Source organism: Acidihalobacter aeolianus (genome assembly GCF_001753165.1).
Lineage (GTDB): Bacteria > Pseudomonadota > Gammaproteobacteria > DSM-5130 > Acidihalobacteraceae > Acidihalobacter > Acidihalobacter aeolianus.
On record NZ_CP017448.1, the window covers coordinates 2648069 to 2664182 of the forward strand.

Sequence of the window (16114 nt, forward strand, 5' to 3'; positions counted from 1 at the left end):
CACGAGGAGTGAGACCACCATGCTATCCCGCCTGACCCTGCCGATACTGGCCGTCGCCATGACAACCTTGTTAAGCGCCTGCGCCGGTGCACCGGCGCGCCCCAACGAGGCTCGCGAATGCGCCGCAGGCTTGCACATCGCCTATTCCGAATTGGAGGATGCACGCGCGCACGGCTTCGATGGTACGGTGGAATGGACCAAGGCCGCAGGCTTGTTGACCGCCGCCAAAATACAGCAGCAATTCGGCAAGTATCCCAACTGCATCGACAAGGTACGCCGCGCCCGCTACTACATCCATCAGGCGCAATTGCCTCACTGAGGCCGAGCGCGACTCAGACCAGGGTCAGCTTGAATTTCGCAGCGCGCAGGAACTGCCGTTCATTGTCGAGATCGGCCACCCCTAGAGGGTGCGTCTCCCGCCAGCCCGCGTCGAGATGCAACGACAAGCCGTCACTGTCGGCTACAACCTGTAGCGAATCCGGTAACGGATCCGACAACCGGCTACGGTGCAAGACGACGGCCAGCCGCAACAGCGTCGACAGCCGCATTACGCGCAGGCGCAGTTCCGCCGGCAACCCCTCGAACAGACGCGCGACGAACTTGCGCCGATGCGTGCGCACGAGGACCGCGAGCATCATCTGATCCTGTCGCGAAAATCCAGGCAGATCCGCGTGCTCAAGCAGATAAGCCCCGTGCTTGTGGTATTCGTTATGCGCCACGTCCAATCCGATTTCGTGAAGCTGTGCCGCCCAGCTGAGGTGGTCGGCATCATCCTCGTCCAGCGCCCAGGCCTCACTCACCTGGGCGAATAGCCGCAACGCGGTATGCGCCACCCGTTCGGCATGCTCATCATCGACGTGATAGCGCTTGGCGAAACCCTGCACGGTTTGCCGGCGTACGTCCTCGTGGCTGATACGCCCCAGGAGGTCATTCAGCACGCCCTCGCGCAGGGCACCGTTGGCCACCACCATACGCTCGATACCGAGCGCCTCGAACACGCCTTGCAACACGGCAACACCACCTGGGAAAACCGGAAGACGCTCGCGACTGACGCCGGGCAGTTTGATCTTGGCGATTTCGCCCGTGGCGATGAAGCGATCATATAGCCAACGCAAACCCGCCGGAGTGATATCTTCGCCCTGACCACTCTCACGCAGTGCGCGGCCAGTGGCCATGATCGTTCCCGATGTGCCAATCACATCGCGCCATCCCTTGCGCCGGTAGGACTCGACCAGCGGCTCCAACTCAAGACGCGCCGACAGTACCGCCTGCTCCCAATCCTGCTCAGTGACCTTGCCACTGGAGAAATGGGTGCCACTCGTGCTGACTGCACCGAGATATACACTCTCGGTCATCTGCGTCTCATAACCACGCCCAATGATGAGCTCGGTGCTGCCACCGCCGATATCGACCACGAGGCGCTGTTCGGTTCCGGTTGCCAGGGAGTGGGCCACGCCGAGATATACCAGTCTGGCCTCTTCACGGCCGCTGATGATTTCTACCGGATGACCTAGCGCCTCGGCCACCTGGTCGAGGAAACCGGCAGTCTCGCGGGCCTGACGCAGGGTATTCGTACCCACGGCGCGCACCGTACCACGTGGGAACCCCCGAATACGCTCACCGAAACGTCGCAAACATTCGAGGGCACGAGCCTGAGACTCGGCCGACAGTCGTTTTTCCTGATCCAGCCCGCCGGCCAGGCGAACCATTTCCTTGAGACGGTCGACCACACGCAACTCGCCCTCCGGCAGCACGTTGGCCACGATCATGTGAAAGCTGTTCGATCCCAGGTCGATGGCTGCTACCGACTCAGGCGCACGGCGTTTAACCCACATGGTTGCTCGTCGATCGAGTCTGTGCGGCAGATTAGCCGCGGAAGCGCGATTCTAACACGTACCACCGCAGATCAAGTCGACGCGGTCTGCACTTCCTGGGTTTTGCGCACAACCCTTGCGGGCGGAAACAGGCAGACGAATACGCTGCCTTCGCCGGGCTTGCTGCGGATGATCAGCCTGGCTCCGTGACGCTGCATCACATGCTTGACGATCGCCAGCCCCAGACCCGTGCCGCCGGTATCCCGTGATCGGTCCTTGTTGACCCGATAGAAGCGCTCGGTCAGGCGCGGAATATGCTCCGGGTCTATTCCGATGCCGCTGTCTCGCACTTCGAATGTGGCACCGGCCCCGTCGCTCGTCCAGCGCAACACGATCTTCCCGCCCTGCGGGGTATAACGGACCGCATTCGACACCAGATTGGCAAACGCACTGTGCAGTTCCTTGGCATCGCCGCGCAGCCACAACGTCTCGTCGATCTCGGCATCGATCTTGTGGCCGCCGGCACTGAGTGCCTGCGCATCCTCACGCAAGGCAGAGACCAAACCCGGAATCGCGACCGCGGATTGCTCACTGGCGTGCGGACCCTCGCCATCCAGGCGGGACAGCATCAGCAAATCCTCAATGATCCCCTGCATTCGCGTCGCCTGTCCCTGCATGTGCGACAAAGAGCGCTGCAGGGGCGGCGGGAACTCCTCTTCCATGTCGACGAACGTCTCGAGATAGCCCATCAGCACCGTCAACGGCGTACGCAGCTCATGCGAAACATTGGCCACGAAATCGCGGCGCATCTGTTCGATGCGGTAGAGATATGAAATGTCGCGCGCCGCCAACAGCCGCTCATGGTTGCCAAAGGGCACGATACGCACACTCAGACGCACATCGTCGTGGACCGGTGAGGTCAGTTCGAGAGGCTCGTGATAATCGCCACCGGAAAGATAGGCGATGAAATCGGGATGACGGATCAGGTTGGTCAGCCTCACCCCCATATCCTGCGGGCTGTTCAGGCCGAGCAAGGCCGTAGCGGCCTCGTTCAACCAGCGTATCTCGTTGTTCGGACCAATGACCACGGTCGCATCCGGCATCGCCGATGTGAACTCGTTGAACCGGTCCAGCAGCGATGCCAAGCGTTCCTTGCGTTTGCGATGCCGCTTACCAAAACGATATAGACTGTCCACCAACTCTCCCCATACCCCCATCGCATCGGGAGGGTTGTCACGATCCTCCGCCTGCGTAATCCAGCGATGGACGCGATACAACTGATACAAGTGGAAGCCGAGGGCGAAGAGCAGACCGGCGAACAGCATCCAGACGAGCTGTCCCGCGATCAGGCCTAGCACCAATGCCGCCAGCAGAATCAGGGCGACCCGGCCGAGTTCAGCAAGCCAGGCCCGCGTCATAGATCAATCCCGGGCGGAAAACCGGTATCCGGCCCCACGTACGGTCTGCACCAGACGATCGTAGCCATAGGGGGTGAGCGCCTTGCGCAGGCGCAGGATGTGGACATCCACCGTGCGCTCCTCAACATAAGCGTTACGCCCCCAAACTCGATCAAGCAACTGCTCTCGGCTATACACCCGCTCCGGGTGTCCCATGAAAAATTGTAGCAAGCGAAATTCGGTCGGTCCCATTTCGAGTTCCGTACCGTCCGCGGTAACACGGTGGCTGGAGCTGTTGAGCACCAGGCCGGCTACCGAGAGCGGCTGTTCGGTAGGCTCGGGTTTGGTACGTCGCAGAACGGCCTTTATCCGCGCGACCAGCTCGCGTGGCGAAAAGGGCTTGGTGACATAGTCATCCACGCCCGCATCCAGACCGCCCACCTTATCGTTCTCATCGCCGCGTGCGGTCAGCATGATGATCGGGAGGTCCCTGGTGTATTCCTCGCGTTTGAGTCGCCGGGCATAATCGATCCCGCTGACTCCCGGCAACATCCAGTCCAGGAGCACGAGATCGGGCAGCCTTTCCGCCAAGAGGGACTGCGCCTCCGAGACGTCTGCCGCCTCCCTGACCTCAAGCCCCGCGCGCCCCAACGCGAAACCCACCATTTCGCGTATAGCCGGTTCGTCTTCGACCAGCAAAATATCGTTTCCCGTCATGTGCCTACCTAGTATGGCTCCGATTTTCTTATTAGAGCCCACCAAGGTTACAGCCCCGTGACACGCGCCACCTCAAATGAACGCTGCATGACCGTTTGATTGCGGAGCTGCCAGCAGCAGGGAAAAATACTGGTTCGGCGGCGTGTAGTGGTCATCCAAATGTAATCCTGCGTCCGCAAGCATGTCGCTCGCCGACTCGAGCGTGAACTTCCGACTTATCTCGGTGAGTATGGTTTCGCCTTCCGCAAACCGCAACGTCTCCTCGAGCTTACCGAGGCGCACCTCTTGAGACCTTTCTGCTACCAGATACATTTCGACCTGGGCTTGCGGGTCATTGTAGATCGCGCGGTGAGCGAAGTGCTCTATGCGGAAATCCGCTTCCAGTTCACGATTGAGCACGCTCAACAGATTGCGGTTGAACGCTGCAGTGACCCCTTCGGCGTCATCATAGGCCGCCTCCAGCACGGCGGGAGACTTAACTCTATCCACACCCAGCAGAAGGCGGTCATCGGCCGACATGCGCGCAGCCAACTCAGAAAGCAGTTCCACGGCAGCCGGCGCCTCGAAATTACCCAGTGATCCGCCTAGAAATACGTACAGACAAGGCCCATCCAGAACCGGCAAATGCTCCAAACCAGCCGAGTAATCCCCCAGCAACGGCTGGACTCCCAGCCATGGATAGCATTCGGATAATGTTTCCGAGGACAGCTCCAGAACCTCGCGGCAGACGTCGAAAGGCCAGTAATCGACCGTCTCCTGCTGACAACATGCCTGCAACAGGTGCCGGGTCTTGCGCGCAGTCCCGCTGCCTAGTTCGAGTATGTGCCTGGGCCCCACTTTCCCGATGATGGATGAGGCGTAACGTGCAAGGAGATCGTCTTCGGTACGAGTGGGGTAGTATTCCTGCGTATCGCAAATCCGGTCGAACAGCAGCGATCCGGTTTCGTCGTAAAAATACTTCGGCGGCAAGCTACGCGGTCGCGACAACAACCCGGCCCTCACATCTTCGGCCAAGCTCATTGCCTGCCTTGCCGGTGGAACGGGCCGGCACCGTATCCGACTGCGTCGTTCGGGCATACTCACCTCCTATTGATGCACGTTGGTTTTTTTCAGGCTAACATGGCCGCGTGTCGAGGACATTGTGGATGCCAGCATGTGTAGGATTGCCGCTTATCTTGGCCCCGACATCCCACTGCAGCGACTGCTGACCGATCCAGAGCATAGCCTGGTCGTACAGTCTTGGGCGCCTCGTGAACTGCGTTTCGCACGTCTTAATGCAGACGGATTCGGTTTCGGCTGGTTCAATGCAGAAGGCAACCCGGAAACCTATCGCAATCCGGTACCCATCTGGTCAGATCCGAATCTGGACACCCTGGCTCGTACACTGAACAGCGACCTCTGGCTGGCCATGGTGCGCAGTGCAACACCTGGATTCGGCAATCACATCTCTAATACCCAACCGTTTTGTGATAACGACCTCTTATTTACCCACAACGGGTATATCGAATCGTTCCGCGAGACGTTGCGCCCCGAACTGCAGCGCGAACTGACGCCCATGATCGAAGCCGATATACACGGCGACACGGACAGCGAATATATATTCGCACTCCTTCGCCAGTTGCTGGCCGACGATGAAGAGCTCGCCATCGAAACCGCGCTCGGTGAAATGCTCGGCATGCTCGGTGAGTGGGCGGGGCAAGCCAGAGCGTTGCTGAATCTTGTGATTAGCGACGGCGAACGAATTTACGCAGCACGACACGCGATCAATGGCGACTGCCCGAGCCTGTATTACAGCGTAGACGATGAATCCTTCCCGGAAGGTGCACAACTCGTTGCCTCCGAACCGCTGACGGACCGCAGTTACTGGCAACCGGTCCCAGAACATCATATTTTGATTCTCGATCCGGACTCGCCACCCGAACTGCTGGCATTATGATTCCTTTGACGTTACTGGCGCGCTTTCGCGCCATGCACCGCTATCTTCTGGATCTGGTGGGCAACCTGAGCGAGGAGGAATATCGCACCCAATACCACCCTGATCTCAGCCCCGCAGGTTGGCATCTGGGGCATTGCCTTTGGGTTGAGAATCACTGGCTGCGGGCCATGGTTCAAGGCGACGACAGCCGCACGCGGAAGGACACCCAGTACTACCAGCCGCAATTCAGTCCGAAATCGGAAAGAGGCCCCAAACTACCCCCACGAGATACACAGCTCTCCGAAGTCGCCTCAGGTTTCGAGGAAAACATCCTCCTGTTAGCCGACCAAGACGGCAAACTCGACCCCACCCATCCCCTGATGCAGAACGAGTACCTACCACTTTTCCTGCTGCAACATCACAGTCAACATCTAGAAACGCTCAGGATGGTTCTGACACAACGTGCACAGCAGCGACATCGGCACGCGTTCCATCCACAGAACCGCCTGACCGCATCTCCCATCGCCCGGGAAATGTGTGTCCTTGAAGCAGGCCGCTATTCACTCGGCGGAGAGGCACCTGGCGCTTTCGACAATGAATTGCCGGCCGATTTGATCGCCTTAGATAGCGTGGCCATTGCAACACGCCCAATCAGCAATGCCGAATATCTCGGCTTCATGGAAGACAATGGCTACGGAAATATCGACCTATGGGACGAAGCTGGGCGCGAATGGCTCAAACACAACCCGGCGGAGGCCCCTGACCATTGGCGCCTTGACGACCGTGGATGGTGGTATGGCATCGGCCTGGACGGCCCGCAGGAACTTGAGCCACGCGCAGCAGTTTATGGCATTAGCTGGTACGAGGCCCGCGCATTTGCGAACTGGGCAAAAGCCGACCTGCCGCACGAGTTGAGCTGGGAAGCCGCAGCCCGTTATGGACACCTGGCATTGGCCGGCCAAGCCTGGGAATGGTGTGCAAATACCTTTTACCCCTATTCTGGTTTCAAGGCATTTCCTTACCGCGAATACTCATCCCCTTGGTTCGACGGTCGACATTACACGCTCCGTGGAGCCAGTCGTTTTACTCCCAAGCATACTCAACGCCCAAGTTTCCGGAACTTTCACACCGCCGACAAGCGACACATATTCGCCGGCTTGCGCCTAGCCTTCTGATCGCCATTGCATTACCCGACCAAAAGGCTTAGTCTTCTCCTATATATATGTGATTTACACATATAAAACTTATACATCATGGAGGGATTCTCATGACTACTCGCACTCCCGATCCAAAACATGACCTCGTTCAGGTTGCAGCAACACTGCGCAAACGCGGCCTTCTGTTCAGAGGCGCACATGCAAATCTTTCCCTACGTGACGAAGAACGGCTGCTGATCACACGTGGAGGCTCCGTAGCCGACCTGCAGGAAGACGATTTGGCATGGCTGCCACTTTCTACGGAGGGCATTCAAGACGACTTTGACGCGAATCACCGAGAAATCGTCGACATGCATACGCGGCTCTACCGTCATCGCAGCGATCTCAGAGCCATCATTCACTGCCATCCGCCGCACAGCACTGCATTTGCAGTCGCCCACAAACCGATTCCCGCCGTGTACGAGCCGATGCTACGCCAAGGCATACACACTGATGTACCCGTGGTTGCCTGGGCTCCCCGAGGTTCCGCTGCATCAGTAAACGGCATTCTCGAAGCATTCAACAACTCCGATGTGGTTGCCGTTCTATTGGCCAATCATGGCGTACTGGTCGCCGGGAAAACGCCCGCGGAAGCACTTGATCGATTAACCGCACTGGAAGAAGCAGCTGAGCTGGTGCTACATGCCCACGCACTTGGAGGGATTGTAGCCTTGCCGGAAGCCGCATACCGCGAGGTAGCTGAACGCATGCAAAGGTTCAGGATGGCCTCATGAGTCACGGGGATAGAGGCAAGCAAGGACGCCATCTTGCAAGTTTTGCACTGCTTCTGCTAGCCGAACATCCGTCCCACGGTTTGGCGCTGCACAAAGACATCAACGCACTACTGCCAGAGGGATTGCAAGTCGATGCAGGCAATCTCTACCGGCTTTTGCGTGAGATGGAAACACGCGGCGCAGTCGTATCGGATTGGCACACGGAAAGTGCCGGTCCAGCGCGTCGCATTTATCGAATTACTGAGCAGGGGTATTCCGAGCTCGCGGAATGGCGTGACGATATTGCAAAGCGGCGAAAAGCCTTCGACCTCTTTTTAAACCGCTATGAATCACTGCGCCGTTCGCTATAACAACCCACTGAGAGTGCCTATCGATGAATGAATCAGACATAGAAGGACGTTATGCCGACTTGTTTGGCATGGTGCCAGAGAACGTCAAAGAACGCGTTGACCTGGCAAAAGCTTCCGGACGCGAAGAAGCACTCGAAATCATCGAGCAACTGAGAGATACCCTGATCCATCACAACCCACTGGAACGCAAGATCCAGCAACTGGTCCACTTGGGTATGCTCCTCGCATTGGGACGTGAAGAACCGGCAAGACTCCACGCCCAAGCTGCCCTCCAAGCAGGAGCAACCAAGGCCGAACTGCATGGAGTATGCGAAACGGCAGCCATCGTCGGGGGCATGCCAGCTTACTCACTGGGAGTCCACGTTTGCAGTCTGGTACTCGCTGAAGAAACAGGGGAACCTAGCCATGATTGAGAACATCGCAGCAGTCAAACAAACGACCACGAAGTCACATGCAGTGAATCTAAAACTCTCGCCACAAGCTGCGCGTGAGATTGCAAACCTCAAACAACCCCTCGTCGTCGATTTGGAGTTGCTGTTTAGCTGCATGATACGAAAGCAAGTACATTTCCTAGATGAAGTACACCATGATGCAGTTCCATTAGACTGTAATAATCCGAAGATTCAAGCTTGGTTTAGAGCGGTCGGCACCAAGACCTGCTTAATTTCTGACCAGCCTGTACCCGACCTGCAAACATTCCCCATAAAACGCATAGAGCCATTCATGCCCAAGTGGCTGGACCTAGATTTCAAGCATGGGAAATGGCGCGGAGAATTCGGCTATATCGCGAGCAGGTAAAATGAAAGGTTGCGAGCTTGAAACTGAGGACGCCGGTATGCCCATCATAGTAGACTCGATAGATTTCGACGAAAAAATAATTATTGAATCTTCAAAAAAGCCGGTTGTAGTGGACTTCTGGGCGCCATGGTGCGCTCCATGTAGGGCACTATCGCTCTCATTGGATAAAATTTCCGAAGAGAGTCCCTATGCAGAGCAAGTCGTATTTGCCAAAGTAAACATAGACGACAACCCTGACATCCATCGGCGCTTCAGAATCAGATCAATACCCGATGTAAGAATTTACCTAAATGGCGAATCAGTGGACTCATTCAATGGAGCCATGCCAGAGAATGAAATTCGTGCATTCATCTCTCACTGGTTAACCCAAGGGCAAACACCCGCATAGTACAAAAAGCAAAACGCTCCAGACAGCCAAAAGACCTGATTGTAACGGCGCTATTTACTTGTTTGCATAATAGCCGCAACCTCATACAAACCATCATCATCGCGATCTTTAGTCATCCGAACGACCACAACACGAGTTTCTAATGGTGACAACGATGGATTATTTGGTTGTATATTGATATCCAATACATCGCCATTTCTGAATTCGCGTCGAGCCAAAAATAAAATCCCCTTGCCACTTAAATTCTTTGCGTGAGCACGTTCCCAGTCGCCGGTGAATACTGCGCTCCCAATTACACGATAAACGATATCGCAGTCGACTTCCATGCGGATGAAATCTCTGCGCTCATCATGGTCATCGCTGTCACTTGACATGTGACCTCCTCCAAGTCATATCGCAAAATCAGCCTTAGTATGATGTACGCCACACTTCAGAAGGCATACAAACCACACAGTTATTCTTATAGCGCATCTAAATCACATGCGTAGCGCTTGGCTGATCACTGCTAATAGCAAGTAATGGGTTGTAACGACAAAAATAGCGCAAGTCACTGAGAATGATGCGAGCACCGCCAAGGTCACGGCCAAGAGCAAACATACACGACGGGACATATGGTGCTGGCGGCAGGAATCGAACCCGCGACCTACTGATTACAAATCAGCCGCTCTACCAACTGAGCTACGCCAGCGATGCGTTCATTGTATGTGCCTCTTCGAGGCTGCGCAATGCAGTCCTCAATATAGATCCGCTGCTTATGTGAGTTAACACCCACACTAACCATATTGAACTATTCAATCACTCATACCAGGAGGAAATGGCACATGGCGCATAAGTTTCTTAACGGTCGCAAGCGGCAATTTAGCTTCAGCTGTAAATTTCCCTGCATATGCTAAATGCTCTTGACCCAAGTCATAACAATTAGCTCCAGCGACATCCACTAACAAGGCCGCAATATCAGAATCTCTAAATGCACGCTCTATTTTAATGAGAAAATTGCTACAGCACATGCCCAAGTACGCCGTTTCATTTGAATCACTCATATCTTCAAAAACTGAAATCAAATGCTCGTAGTTACTTATGCTCGTAATAGGCAGGTTGTGGTCATGAGCCATTTCATACACAGCCCCCACCTCACACAATCCGCAACAAGAACAGCCGTCACGATACCGCCATTTACACCAAACCGGTTTTGCACAGCTATGGAATCAAAATAAAAGACACTAGCTAAAATATCACTGCTGTCCCATAACTGAAGACGAAAGAAGGCCTGAAAACCCGCTTGTTTTGATACAATGTAGTCACGACAACTCATTGAAAAACAAGAAGGAGATCAGGCCTTGGCGCACAATAATACCGTCTTTGCCCAGCTGTTGAAACTGCTGCCCAGACATGAGTTCGAGACCCTGGCTCGCCAGCATCATCACGGCGCCCGACTGCGCAGCACGAGCCGCTGGTCGCAGTTCGTGGCCATGACCCTGGCGCAGCTGGCCGGCAGGGCCAGCCTGCGCGATGTGGTCAGCAATCTCGGTGCCCAGAGCGCCAAGCTCTATCACCTGGGCGCGGCCCGTGTGACACGCTCTTCACTGGCTCGCCTCAACGCCACTCAACCGCACAGCCTGTACGAGCAGCTCGCCGGCAGACTCCTGCATCAGTGCCAGTGCCGTGCCCCTCGCCATGGCTTTCGGTTCAAGAACACGCTCTATTCGCTCGATGCCTCGACCATCGACCTGTGCCTGAGCGTCTTCCCCTGGGCGCGGTTTCGCCAGACCAAGGGGGCGGTGAAGCTCCACGTCGGCCTGGATCACGACGGACTGCTACCGGCGTTCCTCACCATCACCGACGGCAAAACGGCCGATATCACCGCCGCCCGGGCGTTGCGCCGGCCCAAGGCCAGCATCGTGGTCATGGATCGGGGCTATACCGACTATGCCTGGTACCACCGACTCCACACCCAGGGCCTGTTCTTCGTCACCCGACTGCGCAAGCGGGCCTGCTACCGCGTCACCGAGCGCCGCCCCGTGCGTAAGGCCCAGGGCCTGACCAGCGACCAAACCATCGAACTCAACGGCGCCAAGGCAGGCAACTGTCCGATCCGGCTGCGCCGCATCGGTTTCCGGGACCCCGCAACCGGCCAGCACTACGCGTTCCTCACCAACCACTTCGGCCTTGCCGCTGCCACCATCGCCCAGATCTACAAGGCCCGATGGCAGATCGATCTGTTCTTCAAATGGATTAAGCAGAACCTGAAGATCAAGACCTTCCTCGGCACCTCACGTAACGCCGTGATGACCCAGATCTGGATCGCCGTCTGTGTCTATCTGCTGCTCGCCTACCTGAACTTCGTCAGCAAGATCAGCAGCAGTCTTAAGCAGATTATTCGGTTGCTTCAGCTCAATCTGTTCGAGCGCCGAGACCTGCTGGCGCTGCTTCGAGGCGCCCCCCCCCGAGCCAGCCGCCTCACCACTCCAAACCAACCTGCGCTTCGCCTGAATATTCATGGGACAGCAGTGTATGAACATAAGCACTTCCGCAACCACGTTATTGATTAGTGTCACAAACCCGAGTGATCAATTGTATATTTCCTGAACCACCCGACATCGATTTAACTATATTTTTTATATTTTCCTGACCAAGCATAGCGGTCGTATAATCTACCCAGTATAGAGTTGTAGTTTTGAATTTTGTTTCAATTTTAGCCGGATAACCTAGCTGTCTCACACGATCCAGCCTTCGCTCGGCCCCATCTCTTTCTTTAAATAACCCGAGTGATATTGCATTCTTATAATCTCCGACAGCGACTATATAATATTCTTTATACCCTTTTTTGCGCATAGAACTCGCCACACTCTTGGCCAACTCATATGAGCTATATCTTGGCAAATAGACCCAATACGATTGGACATTTTTTCTGGAAAATGTACGCAAGACTGTATTAGTAGCATCAGATTTAATTTCATTTTCAGCTGAAACTGCTGCGACATTACTTACAAATGGGCCTAAAGAGTAGCAAACAGCCTGTTGACTTGGTTTTATTACAGAATCCGCACGCGTTTTCGGTGTAACCTGAGCCGTTTTATCTGTATTATTCGTAAGATTTTTCTTTGATAATTTTTTTGCTTCAACTTGATCCGAAGAACCCAGCACCGATAGATCTTCAACATTATTCACCATGGCATTACGCGTTTTATGTACCCTTGACGCAGTCAAGTCACTGCCTACTGTGGAGTACCAATAGTAAGCCACATTCACCAACACCAAGAATATAAATAACACCCTCACAAAGCAGCCCCTTCGAATACAGCCATTCCCTTGAACACTAACGCCTTATCCACTCGATGCGTAATTTTCAAGAATGAAGATAATAATAAAGCATCTCCCCCCGTAACAAATATGACACAGTTTTTACTATCCAACGATGAAATAATCTCGTCTACCACCATCCGAATCCCACCCACCCACGCATAGAGCCCACCATAAAGCAAAGCATTTTTAGTATCATTTTGCACAGGCATAAGTGGATCTACTTTAGATACAGAAATGTCACTCTTGAGAGCCGGTATTTTACCGGAAACGCAATTAACTATGGCATTCATGCCTGCGACAATAACTCCGCCTTTATGTACACCTGACTTTGATACGAAATCAATTGTTGTTGCGCTTCCAGCATCTATCACTATCACTTGCTCACGAGTTATTGCATATGCGGCCGCACATGCCAATAATCTATCAATACCAAGTGACGTTGGATCATTGTATGTTGTTGGCATTATCGAATGGCCATGATTAGCTACAGATAGCCAAATTATATTGGTTATACCCATGGCCTTAGCTGCACGTGACACTACATCACACGCATCATCGCCTATGACTGACGAGACAATCATAGAATCGATTTCTTTCGCGAAGGGTAAAGATATGAGAGCTTGGTACAAGAGTTCTAGATCTGTGGTACACCAACCTTGTTGAAACATATGAGCGCCATCAAATCTGCACCATTTAGCCCTGGTATTACCTAAATCTACCAGCATAGTCTTATTCAAATCTGACCCTCACATCAGCTGAAAAGAATTCAACAAGCTTTCCAGTTACATTAACCAGTAAAGCTCCGTTTCGCGATATCCCAGCATAAGTTCCTTGAACAACCGCCCCATCACTGCCAGTAAGAATCACACTTTTTCCGCTTAGCTCGTCATATTTATAGTATTCTGACTTTATATTTTCTGGGTCATTCTTTTCTTGCTCAATACAAGTTTTCAACATGACCTTGATTATCTGGGCTAATATTTTATTCCTCTGATTGATAGATTCAGGAATGTACTTTATCAACCCAGTGGATTTAAGCGGATTCTCAACTGCAAACTCATCCATCTCTATATCTATCAGATTCAAGCCCACGCCAATAACGACGTGAACACCCCCAGAGCCAACTAATTTCTCTACCAGGATTCCACATATCTTTCTTCGTTTAACCAGCACATCATTTGGCCATTTAATGGTTACATCATTGACACCCTGATTGAGTAACATATTTACTATTCCCAGGCCCAATGTAAGCGTCAACAATCCTTCTACTTCACTCAATTGATTCTCTCTAGTATCACCTTTCGACCAAACCATCGATACATATAGATTCCCGTTATCCGGTGATATCCAAGTCTTCCCACGACGCCCTCTCCCTAGTGTTTGCATTTCGGCGGCACATACATCGCCACTTGAAGCTTGGCGCGCTCTAACTTTATTTATTAACCACGTATTGGTTGAGTCGAGTGATTCAAATATATGAATCGCTCCACATCTACGCGCGTATTCATCGTCCAAATTAGCCTTTATTGCCTGCTCATTAAGCGCTTCCATTATTAAGCCCAGCTCTTCTCTATGATTGTTGATGTTTTAACTACACGGTATCTGATGCATACTAAATCGCAGCGTTCAATATAATCTACACTCAATCAAATGCGCATAAGATTGCTCACGACTCCTACTGTAGTGCTCCTCATCACTCTACTGCCTTGCGTCCCGTCGCATGCTAATGGATACATCTATATATATCGCCAGCCTAATGGCGGAGTTTTGTTTACAGATCAAAAGGTTGATAAGTCCGCGTACAAGCTGCTGCGGCAGATGGGAAGACCCACAGCCACCAAATCATGCATAGGCGTTACACCAACAATGCTAAAACAGCGTGCGAAACACTACCAATTACGCATTGAGCGACTGGCATCTACTTATCATCTGGACCCATTGCTGATACGCGCCATCATCACAGTCGAATCGTGCTACGACCCACACGCAACATCAACAGTCGGGGCAAGAGGCTTGATGCAGCTTATGCCTGCAACTGCGGCACAACTTGGTTACAGACACTTGTACAAGCCGTCAGACAACTTACAGGCCGGCATGCAGTACTTCAGTTCCTTATTAGTGCAATTTTCTAATAACGTGAAGCTTGCGCTAGCGGCCTACAACGCTGGTCCAAAGGCTGTAATCAGATATGGGGGCATACCACCTTTCAGCGAGACCCAAAGCTACGTCATTAAGGTTATGAAGCGTTACCGAACGCTGCTGGATGAAACTATGGAGCGTAATGGAAATGACCTGGCAAGCCAGATAACACATTAGCCATGGTATGCCCCCCAAAAAAAACCCCACCAAGTCGATGACTTGGTGGGGTTCATGTTTAAGAGCCTGGCAGTGACCTACTTTCGCATGGAGAAGCCCCACACTATCATCGGCGCTATGCGGTTTCACTTCCGAGTTCGGGATGGGATCGGGTGGTTCCCGCACGCTATTGCCGCCAGGCAAACCGGTAACCAGCTACGCTGGTAAATTTGAAAAGGCATCGGCTTAGAGTCGCATCGAACCGCCACCCAAACTGCTTGGGTGTTATATGGTCAAGCCTCACGGGCAATTAGTACTGGTTAGCTTCACACATTACTGTGCTTCCACACCCAGCCTATCAACCTTGTCGTCTTCAAGGGCCCTTTAGGGACCTCGAGGGTCCAGTGAGACCTTATCTTAAGGGGGGCTTCCCGCTTAGATGCTTTCAGCGGTTATCCCGTCCGTATATAGCTACCCGGCAATGCCACTGGCGTGACAACCGGAACACCAGAGATACGTCCACTCCGGTCCTCTCGTACTAGGAGCAGCTCCTTTCAAGTCTCAAACGCCCACGGCAGATAGGGACCGAACTGTCTCACGACGTTCTAAACCCAGCTCGCGTACCACTTTAAATGGCGAACAGCCATACCCTTGGGACCTGCTTCAGCCCCAGGATGTGATGAGCCGACATCGAGGTGCCAAACACCGCCGTCGATATGAACTCTTGGGCGGTATCAGCCTGTTATCCCCGGAGTACCTTTTATCCGTTGAGCGATGGCCCTTCCATACAGAGCCACCGGATCACTAAGACCTGCTTTCGCACCTGCTCGACGTGTCTGTCTCGCAGTCAAGCATCCTTATGCCTTTGCACTAATCGAACGATTTCCGACCGTTCTTAGGATACCTTCGCGCTCCTCCGTTACTCTTTAGGAGGAGACCGCCCCAGTCAAACTACCCACCATACACTGTCCCTGACCCGGATAACGGGCCTAGGTTAGAACTTCGAACATGCCAGGGTGGTATTTCAAGGATGGCTCCACCGAGACTGGCGTCCCGGTTTCAAAGCCTCCCACCTATCCTACACAAGCAGGTTCAAAGTCCAGTGTAAAGCTGTAGTAAAGGTTCACGGGGTCTTTCCGTCTAGCCGCGGGTACACTGCATCTTCACAGCGATTTCAATTTCACTGAGTCTCGGGTAGAGACAGTGC

19 protein-coding genes, 1 tRNA gene and 2 rRNA genes (1 of these 22 only partly in view) are annotated in these 16114 nt (G+C 53.5%); 10 read left to right on the forward strand and 12 right to left on the reverse strand.

The genetic code is table 11. The features are described 5' to 3' along the window. Nucleotides 1-19: 19 nt before the first annotated feature. The gene (locus BJI67_RS12210) at nt 20-319 is read left to right on the forward strand and encodes a hypothetical protein (protein WP_070073253.1); all 300 of its coding nucleotides are present in this window, start codon (nt 20-22) and stop codon (nt 317-319) included. 13 nt (nt 320-332) lie between these two features. Here the strand turns inward: BJI67_RS12210 and BJI67_RS12215 are convergent, their stop codons facing one another. From BJI67_RS12215 to egtD, 4 genes are all read right to left on the reverse strand, one after another. Continuing rightward, the gene (locus tag BJI67_RS12215; protein WP_070073254.1) at nt 333-1835 is read right to left on the reverse strand and encodes a Ppx/GppA phosphatase family protein; all 1503 of its coding nucleotides are present in this window, start codon (nt 1833-1835) and stop codon (nt 333-335) included. Nucleotides 1836-1906: 71 nt separating this feature from the next. Beyond that, nucleotides 1907-3232, reverse strand: a complete 1326-nt coding sequence (gene phoR, locus BJI67_RS12220; RefSeq protein ID WP_070073255.1) for a phosphate regulon sensor histidine kinase PhoR — start codon at nt 3230-3232, stop codon at nt 1907-1909. A 3-nt stretch (nt 3233-3235) separates the two neighbouring features. After that, nucleotides 3236-3928: a phosphate regulon transcriptional regulator PhoB gene (gene phoB / locus BJI67_RS12225; RefSeq protein ID WP_070073256.1), complete on the reverse strand. Its 693-nt coding sequence runs from the start codon at nt 3926-3928 to the stop codon at nt 3236-3238. 72 nt (nt 3929-4000) lie between these two features. Further along, nucleotides 4001-4948 (reverse strand): L-histidine N(alpha)-methyltransferase, encoded by a 948-nt coding sequence (gene egtD / locus BJI67_RS12230; RefSeq protein WP_197513075.1) that lies wholly within the window; start codon nt 4946-4948, stop codon nt 4001-4003. Between the two features lie 133 nt (nt 4949-5081). Between egtD and egtC the strand changes: the two genes are divergently transcribed. From egtC to BJI67_RS18315, 7 genes are all read left to right on the forward strand, one after another. Continuing rightward, nucleotides 5082-5864 (forward strand): ergothioneine biosynthesis protein EgtC, encoded by a 783-nt coding sequence (gene egtC, locus BJI67_RS12235; RefSeq protein WP_070073258.1) that lies wholly within the window; start codon nt 5082-5084, stop codon nt 5862-5864. After that, nucleotides 5861-7018: an SUMF1/EgtB/PvdO family nonheme iron enzyme gene (locus BJI67_RS12240; RefSeq protein WP_070073259.1), complete on the forward strand. Its 1158-nt coding sequence runs from the start codon at nt 5861-5863 to the stop codon at nt 7016-7018. The genes egtC and BJI67_RS12240 overlap by 4 nt, the downstream gene beginning before the upstream one ends. A 92-nt stretch (nt 7019-7110) precedes the next feature. Beyond that, nucleotides 7111-7773 (forward strand): class II aldolase/adducin family protein, encoded by a 663-nt coding sequence (locus tag BJI67_RS16995; protein WP_083250853.1) that lies wholly within the window; start codon nt 7111-7113, stop codon nt 7771-7773. Beyond that, nucleotides 7770-8123 (forward strand): PadR family transcriptional regulator, encoded by a 354-nt coding sequence (locus BJI67_RS12250; protein ID WP_070073261.1) that lies wholly within the window; start codon nt 7770-7772, stop codon nt 8121-8123. Before BJI67_RS16995 ends, BJI67_RS12250 begins: the two co-directional genes overlap by 4 nt. A gap of 23 nt (nt 8124-8146) precedes the next feature. Further along, a complete protein-coding gene (locus tag BJI67_RS17000) occupies nt 8147-8536 on the forward strand; it encodes a carboxymuconolactone decarboxylase family protein (protein ID WP_083250854.1) in 390 nt (129 codons plus the stop codon). Beyond that, nucleotides 8529-8921 carry a hypothetical protein gene (locus BJI67_RS17515; RefSeq protein ID WP_156782138.1) on the forward strand — a complete coding sequence of 131 codons (393 nt, stop codon included), beginning with the start codon at nt 8529-8531 and terminating at the stop codon, nt 8919-8921. The genes BJI67_RS17000 and BJI67_RS17515 overlap by 8 nt, the downstream gene beginning before the upstream one ends. Nucleotides 8922-8958: 37 nt before the next feature. After that, on the forward strand, nt 8959-9309 hold the full coding sequence (locus BJI67_RS18315; RefSeq protein WP_407922819.1) for a thioredoxin family protein: 351 nt from the start codon (nt 8959-8961) through the stop codon (nt 9307-9309). A 50-nt stretch (nt 9310-9359) separates the two neighbouring features. Here the strand turns inward: BJI67_RS18315 and BJI67_RS17010 are convergent, their stop codons facing one another. From BJI67_RS17010 to BJI67_RS17520, 3 genes are all read right to left on the reverse strand, one after another. Then, entirely contained in the window at nt 9360-9683 is a 324-nt protein-coding gene (locus BJI67_RS17010) for a PilZ domain-containing protein (RefSeq protein ID WP_083250856.1), read from the reverse strand. Between the two features lie 238 nt (nt 9684-9921). Then, nucleotides 9922-9997 (reverse strand) — tRNA-Thr (locus BJI67_RS12265). Nucleotides 9998-10100: 103 nt separating this feature from the next. After that, nucleotides 10101-10439: a hypothetical protein gene (locus BJI67_RS17520; protein ID WP_156782139.1), complete on the reverse strand. Its 339-nt coding sequence runs from the start codon at nt 10437-10439 to the stop codon at nt 10101-10103. Nucleotides 10440-10646: 207 nt separating this feature from the next. Here BJI67_RS17520 and BJI67_RS12270 point away from each other — a divergent pair, with 207 nt between their 5' ends. Continuing rightward, nucleotides 10647-11858, forward strand: coding sequence for an IS4 family transposase (locus BJI67_RS12270; protein WP_070073264.1), 1212 nt, complete (start codon nt 10647-10649; stop codon nt 11856-11858). Here BJI67_RS12270 and BJI67_RS17525 read toward each other — a convergent pair. The 3 genes from BJI67_RS17525 to BJI67_RS17020 are packed head-to-tail and all read right to left on the reverse strand — an operon-like array spanning nt 11848 to nt 14163. Beyond that, complete coding sequence (locus tag BJI67_RS17525; protein ID WP_197513081.1) at nt 11848-12552, reverse strand: SPOR domain-containing protein; 705 nt, start codon at nt 12550-12552, stop codon at nt 11848-11850. The genes BJI67_RS12270 and BJI67_RS17525 overlap by 11 nt on opposite strands. Before the next feature lie 32 nt (nt 12553-12584). Further along, complete coding sequence (locus BJI67_RS17015) at nt 12585-13337, reverse strand: type III pantothenate kinase (protein WP_083250857.1); 753 nt, start codon at nt 13335-13337, stop codon at nt 12585-12587. Nucleotides 13338-13341: 4 nt separating this feature from the next. Then, nucleotides 13342-14163 carry a biotin--[acetyl-CoA-carboxylase] ligase gene (locus BJI67_RS17020; RefSeq protein WP_083250858.1) on the reverse strand — a complete coding sequence of 274 codons (822 nt, stop codon included), beginning with the start codon at nt 14161-14163 and terminating at the stop codon, nt 13342-13344. Between the two features lie 315 nt (nt 14164-14478). Between BJI67_RS17020 and BJI67_RS18320 the strand changes: the two genes are divergently transcribed. Continuing rightward, nucleotides 14479-14928, forward strand: a complete 450-nt coding sequence (locus BJI67_RS18320) for a lytic transglycosylase domain-containing protein (RefSeq protein WP_407922820.1) — start codon at nt 14479-14481, stop codon at nt 14926-14928. A 64-nt stretch (nt 14929-14992) separates the two neighbouring features. On the opposite strand, the gene rrf is transcribed toward BJI67_RS18320, so the two are convergent. Then, nucleotides 14993-15108: ribosomal RNA gene (gene rrf, locus BJI67_RS12285) — 5S ribosomal RNA — on the reverse strand. Nucleotides 15109-15196: 88 nt separating this feature from the next. Beyond that, nucleotides 15197-16114: ribosomal RNA gene (locus BJI67_RS12290) — 23S ribosomal RNA — on the reverse strand; it runs 1970 nt beyond the window's last position.

Excerpts from the sequence above, each read along its gene's own strand:
- BJI67_RS12210 (WP_070073253.1), top strand. The coding sequence starts at position 20 with ATGCTATCCCGCCTGACCCTGCCGATACTGGCCGTCGCCATGACAACC.
- BJI67_RS12215 (WP_070073254.1), bottom strand. The coding sequence starts at position 1,835 with ATGTGGGTTAAACGCCGTGCGCCTGAGTCGGTAGCAGCCATCGACCTG.
- phoR (WP_070073255.1), bottom strand. The coding sequence starts at position 3,232 with ATGACGCGGGCCTGGCTTGCTGAACTCGGCCGGGTCGCCCTGATTCTG.
- phoB (WP_070073256.1), bottom strand. The coding sequence starts at position 3,928 with ATGACGGGAAACGATATTTTGCTGGTCGAAGACGAACCGGCTATACGC.
- egtD (WP_197513075.1), bottom strand. The coding sequence starts at position 4,948 with ATGAGCTTGGCCGAAGATGTGAGGGCCGGGTTGTTGTCGCGACCGCGT.
- egtC (WP_070073258.1), top strand. The coding sequence starts at position 5,082 with ATGTGTAGGATTGCCGCTTATCTTGGCCCCGACATCCCACTGCAGCGA.
- BJI67_RS12240 (WP_070073259.1), top strand. The coding sequence starts at position 5,861 with ATGATTCCTTTGACGTTACTGGCGCGCTTTCGCGCCATGCACCGCTAT.
- BJI67_RS16995 (WP_083250853.1), top strand. The coding sequence starts at position 7,111 with ATGACTACTCGCACTCCCGATCCAAAACATGACCTCGTTCAGGTTGCA.
- BJI67_RS12250 (WP_070073261.1), top strand. The coding sequence starts at position 7,770 with ATGAGTCACGGGGATAGAGGCAAGCAAGGACGCCATCTTGCAAGTTTT.
- BJI67_RS17000 (WP_083250854.1), top strand. The coding sequence starts at position 8,147 with ATGAATGAATCAGACATAGAAGGACGTTATGCCGACTTGTTTGGCATG.
- BJI67_RS17515 (WP_156782138.1), top strand. The coding sequence starts at position 8,529 with ATGATTGAGAACATCGCAGCAGTCAAACAAACGACCACGAAGTCACAT.
- BJI67_RS18315 (WP_407922819.1), top strand. The coding sequence starts at position 8,959 with ATGCCCATCATAGTAGACTCGATAGATTTCGACGAAAAAATAATTATT.
- BJI67_RS17010 (WP_083250856.1), bottom strand. The coding sequence starts at position 9,683 with ATGTCAAGTGACAGCGATGACCATGATGAGCGCAGAGATTTCATCCGC.
- BJI67_RS17015 (WP_083250857.1), bottom strand. The coding sequence starts at position 13,337 with ATGCTGGTAGATTTAGGTAATACCAGGGCTAAATGGTGCAGATTTGAT.
- BJI67_RS17020 (WP_083250858.1), bottom strand. The coding sequence starts at position 14,163 with ATGGAAGCGCTTAATGAGCAGGCAATAAAGGCTAATTTGGACGATGAA.
- BJI67_RS18320 (WP_407922820.1), top strand. The coding sequence starts at position 14,479 with ATGCTAAAACAGCGTGCGAAACACTACCAATTACGCATTGAGCGACTG.